This is a genomic window from Neobacillus soli NBRC 102451 (genome assembly GCF_001591665.1).
GTDB lineage: Bacteria > Bacillota > Bacilli > Bacillales > Cytobacillaceae > Neobacillus > Neobacillus soli.
Genome location: NZ_BCVI01000122.1, coordinates 1 through 1,524, shown reverse-complemented (window position 1 = coordinate 1,524; position 1,524 = coordinate 1). Strand labels below are relative to the sequence as shown.

1 protein-coding gene is annotated in these 1,524 nt (G+C 37.7%); it reads left to right on the top strand.

Annotation, left to right across the window (positions count from 1 at the left end):
• Positions 1-304: 304 nt before the first annotated feature.
• Positions 305-1,480, top strand: coding sequence for an IS200/IS605 family element RNA-guided endonuclease TnpB (gene tnpB / locus BSO02S_RS25920; RefSeq protein ID WP_066074909.1), 1,176 nt, complete (start codon positions 305-307; stop codon positions 1,478-1,480).
• Positions 1,481-1,524: the final 44 nt, after the last annotated feature.

Here is a 1,524-nt window from a genome sequence, read left to right as displayed (position 1 = left end):
CTTTATGCAATAGCCGAGAACACTCGTGACTTCAGTCGTGAGATGAATCGGCTTCGGACAAGGGATGGCTCACTTGCCATCTCAATTGGCCGACAGCTCGAGTGCTACTTGTAGTAAGTGAAAAATCCTTTGTGTACGTGTACCAAACCCATTTCTTCTTTGTATGATTCAACTCTATCTAAAAGAGTTTTAAGAAATCGTAATATTACAGTTTGTTTTTCCATTTCACTCCTAAGATAATATACAACTAATATCAAAAAAATGGTATAATATGTATATGACAATATACGAGGAGGTGAAAGTCATGTTAGTAAACAAAGCCTACAAATTTCGTATATTCCCCAACAAAAAACAGACGGAACTCATCAATAAAACAATTGGATGTACAAGATTCGTATTCAATTTCTTTCTTGGAAAACAAAAAGCGAAAGATGCTTATTGGTATATCGTTGATGAGATGGTTCAAAATGGACAACTTCCAGCCAACCATTGGAGAGGTCCGTACTTGAACAAATATGAAACAGTCAAGTCACTTCCAGAATTAAAGAAGCACTACTCATTCTTAAAAGAAGTAGATAGTATCGCTTTGCAAAAATCTGTCGAGAATTTGGCTGATTCCTATCATCGCTATTACAAAAAGCAAAACAAACAACCTCGATTTAAGTCAAAAAAAAATCCTGTTCAATCCTATACCACCAAACATACGAATGGGAATATTGAGGTCATTGACCATTATATTAAACTGCCAAAACTAAGGAATGTCCGCTTTGCGAAAAGCCGTGAAGTAGAGGGGCGTATTTTAAGTGCGATAGTCAGACGCAACCCTTCTGGTAAATATTTTGTTTCTTTATCATCAGAAACCGAAGTAGCGGAATTGCCTAAAACCAATTCGGCCATTGGAATGGATGTCGGTTTAAAAGACTTTGCCATTCTTTCAGATGAAACGGTCTATTCCAATCCAAAGTTTTTTCGCACCTTAGAAGAAAAATTAGCCAAAGCACAACGAGTGATGAGCAGGAGAACAATAGGCGGTGCAAACTGGTATAAAGCAAAAAGGAAAGTAGCATGTATTCACGAATATATTGCTAATGCAAGAAAAGATTACTTAGACAAAATCTCTACCGAGGTTGTCAAAAGCCACGACATCATCGGAATGGAGGATTTATCAATAAGTAACATGCTCAAAAACCACAATCTTGCCAAAGCAATCAGTGAAGTGTCTTGGTCACAATTCAAAACCATGATCGAATACAAAGCGAAATGGTATGGGAAACAAGTAGTGACAGTAGCGAAAAACTTTCCTTCCAGTCAACTATGTTCCGGTTGTGGTTATAAAAACAAAGACGTTAAAAATCTTGGATTGCGTGAATGGGAATGCCCAAAGTGCCACACCCATCATGATCGAGATATTAACGCAAGTATTAATCTTAAAAATGAAGCCGTGAGACTTCTAACTGTCGGAGCGACAGGGATCGCCTAATCAATTAGAGACCGATAGGTTTCTGTACTTAGGAATCTCGGTAC

Bases quoted from the DNA above. Each gene is read 5' to 3' on its own strand.
- tnpB (WP_066074909.1), top strand. From the start codon at position 305: ATGTTAGTAAACAAAGCCTACAAATTTCGTATATTCCCCAACAAAAAA.